General features: G+C 71.5%; 4 protein-coding genes. 1 reads left to right on the forward strand and 3 read right to left on the reverse strand.

The window, feature by feature from the left end:
* Positions 1-65: 65 nt before the first annotated feature.
* The 3 genes from ABZ573_RS17005 to ABZ573_RS17015 all read right to left on the reverse strand — a co-directional run bounded on the left by ABZ573_RS17005 (position 66) and on the right by ABZ573_RS17015 (position 2,389).
* Positions 66-497, reverse strand: coding sequence for a hypothetical protein (locus tag ABZ573_RS17005; protein WP_151455884.1), 432 nt, complete (start codon positions 495-497; stop codon positions 66-68).
* 178 nt (positions 498-675) lie between these two features.
* Complete coding sequence (locus ABZ573_RS17010; RefSeq protein ID WP_151455885.1) at positions 676-1,881, reverse strand: cation:proton antiporter; 1,206 nt, start codon at positions 1,879-1,881, stop codon at positions 676-678.
* Positions 1,882-1,888: 7 nt separating this feature from the next.
* Positions 1,889-2,389: a TrkA C-terminal domain-containing protein gene (locus tag ABZ573_RS17015; RefSeq protein ID WP_151455886.1), complete on the reverse strand. Its 501-nt coding sequence runs from the start codon at positions 2,387-2,389 to the stop codon at positions 1,889-1,891.
* Positions 2,390-2,635: 246 nt separating this feature from the next.
* On the opposite strand from ABZ573_RS17015, the gene clpB reads away from it, so the two are divergent.
* Positions 2,636-5,227 carry an ATP-dependent chaperone ClpB gene (gene clpB, locus ABZ573_RS17020; RefSeq protein ID WP_358118931.1) on the forward strand — a complete coding sequence of 864 codons (2,592 nt, stop codon included), beginning with the start codon at positions 2,636-2,638 and terminating at the stop codon, positions 5,225-5,227.
* Positions 5,228-5,327 lie beyond the last annotated feature (100 nt).

Below are 5,327 nucleotides of genomic sequence, written 5' to 3' on the forward strand. Positions count from 1 at the left end.
GGGTGTGGGCCGGGACGCCCGTGCGGGGCTGTGGCCCGGTCGTCGTCGGACGATGCCTGCGTTGCTCAGGCGATGCGGCGGTTCTCCCGGACCAGGCCGCCCTCGCACCAGTCCCGGTAGACGAAGAGTTCCGGGCGGGCCAGCAGCGCCCGGCTGTTGTACGCCCAGGTGCGCATCAGGTCGTCGCCGTCGCGCTCGGCCTGCTCCACGAGCTTGCGGAAGCGCCGCTTCGGGTGGGCGCGGAAGTTCGTCCGGATGCCGTCGGCGGCGTAGATGTAGAGGCAGTGCAGCGCGAACCGGCGCGCCGGGCAGGCCGGGTCCATGGCCAGGGCGAAGAGCACCGCCACCAGCCGGTCACCGGAGACCAGCAGGTCCCAGTCCGGCGGCATCGAGGTCAGCGGTACGGAGTCCGGCTGGTAGGCCCACGCCCGCAACTCGGCGGGGGTCGGGTCGACGGGGTTGGCGAAGCCGTGGAACGTCGACTCCTGCACGCTCACCGGCCAACCTTCCGCTCTGAGCCCGCGCGGGCGTCGGCCACCCGCGAGCTCTGGCTGCTGGGGCGAAACGGTAACCCGGAGCGCTGATCGGCGGTAGACCCCGCGCGGAGCAATTCGACATCCGTTGGCCGAGGGCCGACCCGACCGTACGGTCGATGCGGCCCTCGGCCAACGTCGATCAGTCCGCCACGGGTGCCGGCTGGGCCCGCTGCGCGGCGCCGCGCTGCCGGAGCCAGCGCTTGAACCACGCGAAGTCGGGCAGCCGTGCCAGCATCGGCCCGGTCACCACGGTGATCAGCACGTACGCCGTGGCGAGCGCCGCCAGTTTCGGCTCGACGCTGCCGGCTGCCACCGCGAGGCCCGCGATGACGATGGAGAACTCACCCCGTGGCACGAGCCCCAGGCCGGCGCGCCATCGACCGGGTTCGCCGATGCCGACGCGGCGGGCCGCCAGGTAGCCGGTGAGGGTCTTCGTCGCCATGGTGACGATGGCCAGCGCGAGCGCGGGCAGCAGCACCGGCGGGATGTCCCGGGGATCGGTGACCAGCCCGAAGAAGACGAAGAAGACCGCCGCGAAGAGGTCACGCAGCGGCGTGAGCAACTCCGTGGCGTTGTGCGCCACCGGCCCGGAGAGCGCGATGCCGACCAGGAACGCCCCGACCGCCGCCGACACCTGGAGCTTCGCCGCGATGCCGGCCACCAGCAGGGTCATCCCGAGTACGCCGAGCAGCAGCGCCTCCGGGTCCTTCGCCGACATGGCGGTGGAGATCAGGTTGCCGTACCGGATGGCGACCACCAGCACCAGGAGCACGGTGCCGACCGCCACGCCGAGCGCGATCCCGCCGCCGAGCAGGCCGGTGCCCGCCAGCACGGCCGTCAGCAGGGGCAGGTAGAGCGCCATGGCCAGGTCCTCGATCACCAGGACCGAGAGGATCACCGGCGTCTCCCGGTTACCGAGGCGACCGAGGTCGGCGAGCACCTTGGCGATGACACCCGACGAGGAGACCCAGGTGATGCCGGCGAGCACCAGCGCGGCGACCCAGTCCCAGCCGAGCAGCAGTGCGAACGCCGCCCCGGGCAGCGCGTTGAGCAGCCCGTCGATCAGCCCGGCGGGGGCCGCGGCGCGCAGGTTGCCGACGAGCTCGTTGGCCGAGTATTCGAGGCCGAGCATCACCAGCAGCAGGATCACGCCGATCTCGGCGCCGACCGCGAAGAACTCCTCGCTGGCGGCGAGGGGGAGCAGGCCGCCGTGCCCGAAGGCGAGCCCGGCGAGCAGGTAGAGGGGGATGGGTGAGAGGCCGATCCGGCGGCTCAGCCGACCCAGCAGGCCGAGCAGGAACAGCAGCGCGCCGACTTCGATGAGCAGTGTTGTCGTGTGGTGCATCCGCGCCTCAGCCGTCCGGGTCGCTGTCGGCGAGAATGGCTGTCACGCCGTCGAGGCCCATGCGGGTCCCGACGACGACCACCACGTCACCGGCTGCGAAGCGGAAGGACGGGTCCGGCGAGGCGATCACCTCGCCGTGGCGCAGCACCGCGACGATCGAGGCGCTCGTACGGGAGCGTGCCTGCGTGTCGCCGAGCTTCCGGTTGACGTACTTCGACCCGGCCGGAATGGCGATCTGCTCGGTGAGCAGCCCGGCGGCCTGGTCGCGCAGCCCGGAGAGCTGGCCCAGCATCAGCGACGCCCCGAGGATGTCGGCGAGCGCCTCCGCCTCGTCGTCGGTCAGCGGTATGTCGTGCTGACATGAGTCGGGGTCGTCCGGGTCGTACAGGACGAGGTCACGGCGGCCATTGCGGTGGGAGACGACGCCGAGGCGGCGGCCGGATTCCGTCAGCAGATCGTGACGGACCCCGATGCCAGGCAGGGCGGTCTGTTCGACACGTACGCGCACGCGGTCAGGCTACTCCCCGCCGTCACCTGCGGATCCAGTCAGGACGCGCCTGTCGCTGAGTGATCTGTCAGTGCTTCTCCGCCACCGATGCGGACGGCTCGGCTCGCCAGGGGCCGGACCTCAAGGCCGGAGAATTCGGCCGCCGCGCGGGACACGTGTGAGTCAGCTCACGTGGTCAGGGTTGAGCGGAATAGGCTCAACTCTGGTTGTGTCCTTTCCAGTGGACACGCCGATCCGGGGGAGCCCATGAACACGGAACGTCTCACCACCAAGAGCCGCGAGGCCATCACCGGTGCCGTCGCGCTGGCGAACCAGCGCGGCCACGCGACCGTGGAGCCCTGGCACCTGCTGCTGTCACTGCTGGACACCGACGGTTCGACCGCCGCCGGCCTGCTGCGCGCCGTCGGGGCCGACCCCGGCGAGCTGCGCCGGGCGGCCCAGCGCTCGGTCGACGGCCTGCCCGCCGCGCGGGGCTCCAGCATCGCCGAGCCGACCCTGGCCCGGGAGTTCGTCAACGCCATCGGGGCTGCCGAGCAGATCGCCCGGACGCTCGGCGACGAGTACACCTCCACCGAGCACCTGCTCGCCGGCCTGGCCCGGGTGGGCGGCGCGGTGTCGAACGCGCTGAAGTCGGCCGGTGCCACCGAGGAGACGCTCGTCGCCGCCTTCCCGTCGGTGCGCGGCGGGGACCGGCGGGTCACCAGCGCCGACCCCGAGCAGACCTACCAGGCCCTGGCCAAGTACGGCGTGGACCTGACCGCCAGCGCCCGCGACGGCAAGATCGACCCGGTCATCGGCCGGGACTCGGAGATCCGCCGGGTGATCCAGGTGCTGTCGCGGCGTACCAAGAACAACCCGGTGCTCATCGGTGAGCCGGGCGTCGGCAAGACCGCCATCGTGGAGGGCCTGGCCCAGCGGATCGTCGCCGGTGACGTGCCCGAGTCGCTGCGGAACAAGAAGCTCGTCTCGCTCGACCTGGGCGCGATGGTCGCCGGCGCGCAGTACCGGGGGCAGTTCGAGGAGCGGCTGAAGTCCGTCCTGGAGGAGATCAAGAACTCCGACGGGCAGGTCATCACCTTCCTCGACGAGCTGCACACCGTCGTCGGCGCCGGCAAGGGCGAGGGCTCGATGGACGCCGGCAACATGCTCAAGCCGATGCTGGCCCGCGGTGAGCTGCGGATGGTCGGCGCGACCACGCTTGACGAGTACCGCGAGCACATCGAGAAGGACCCGGCCCTGGAGCGGCGCTTCCAGCCGGTGCTGGTCGGCGAGCCGACGATCGAGGACACCATCGGCATCCTGCGCGGGCTCAAGGAGCGCTACGAGGTGCATCACGGCGTACGGATCACCGACGCCGCCCTGGTCGCCGCCGCCGCCCTGTCGGACCGCTACATCACCGACCGGTTCCTGCCGGACAAGGCGATCGACCTGGTCGACGAGTCCGCGTCCCGGCTCCGGATGGAGATCGATTCCCGGCCCGTCGAGGTGGACGAGATCGAGCGGGCGGTGCGCCGGCTGGAGATCGAGGAGATGGCGCTGGCCAAGGAGCCGGACGCGGCCTCCGCCGAGCGGCTGGAGCGGCTGCGCAAGGAGCTGGCCGACAAGCGCGAGCAGCTCACCGTCCTGTCGGAGCGCTGGCAGCTGGAGAAGAGTCACATCACCAAGCTCTCCACGGCCAAGGAGGAGCTGGAGCGGCTCGGCGGCGAGGCCGAGCGGGCCGAGCGCGACGGCGAGCTGGAGCGGGCCGCCGAGCTGCGCTACGGCCGGATTCCCGCCCTCAAGGCCGAGCTGAAGCAGGCCGAGGAGGAGCTGGCCCGGCTCCAGGCCGAGGGCGCGATGCTCAAGGAGGAGGTCGGCGCGGATGACATCGCCGCCGTGGTCGCCTCCTGGACCGGCATCCCCGCCGGCCGGCTGCTGGAGGGCGAGACCGCCAAGCTGCTGCGGATGGAGGAGTCGCTCGGCACCCGCGTGGTGGGTCAGGCCGAGGCGGTCGGCTCGGTCTCCGACGCGGTCCGCCGCGCCCGGGCCGGCGTCGCCGACCCCGACCGCCCGACCGGCAGCTTCCTCTTCCTCGGCCCGACCGGCGTCGGCAAGACCGAGCTGGCCAAGGCGCTCGCCGAGTTCCTCTTCGACGACGAGCGGGCCATGGTCCGCATCGACATGAGCGAGTACGGCGAGAAGCACTCCGTCGCCCGGCTGGTCGGCGCCCCGCCCGGCTACGTCGGCTACGAGGAGGGCGGCCAGCTCACCGAGGCGGTGCGCCGCCGGCCGTACTCGGTGATCCTGCTCGACGAGGTCGAGAAGGCCCACCCGGACGTCTTCGACATCCTGCTCCAGGTGCTCGACGACGGCCGGCTCACCGACGGGCAGGGCCGTACGGTGGACTTCCGCAACGCGATCCTGATCCTCACCTCCAACCTGGGCTCGTCGGTGATCGGCGACCTGACGCTGGCCGAAGAGCAGCGCCGGGAGGGCGTCCTGGCGGTGGTCCGCTCGCACTTCAAGCCGGAGTTCCTCAACCGCCTCGACGACATCGTGGTCTTCGCCGCTCTGCTCGGGGACGACCTGCGGGCGATCGTCGACATCCAGCTCGACCGGATGCGCAAGCGTCTCGCCGACCGCCGACTCGGCCTGGAGATCACCGAGCCGGCCCGGGTCTGGCTCGCCGAGCACGGGTACGACCCGATCTACGGCGCCCGCCCGCTGCGCCGCCTGGTCCAGACGGCGATCGGCGACCAACTCGCCAAGGCACTCCTGTCGGGCCAGATCCGCGACGGCGACACGGTCAGCGTCGACCTGACACCCACCACCGACGCCCTAACGATCACCCGGGTCTAACCCCACGTTACCTTTTTGATCGTCCCCAGCCGGGGACCCTCGGTCGCCCGGCCCGGTATGACTTACTGCCCCTGTCGTTTGGATGATCCGGGGGGTGTTG

The organism is Micromonospora sp. NPDC007220, assembly GCF_040634035.1.
GTDB lineage: Bacteria > Actinomycetota > Actinomycetes > Mycobacteriales > Micromonosporaceae > Micromonospora > Micromonospora reichwaldensis.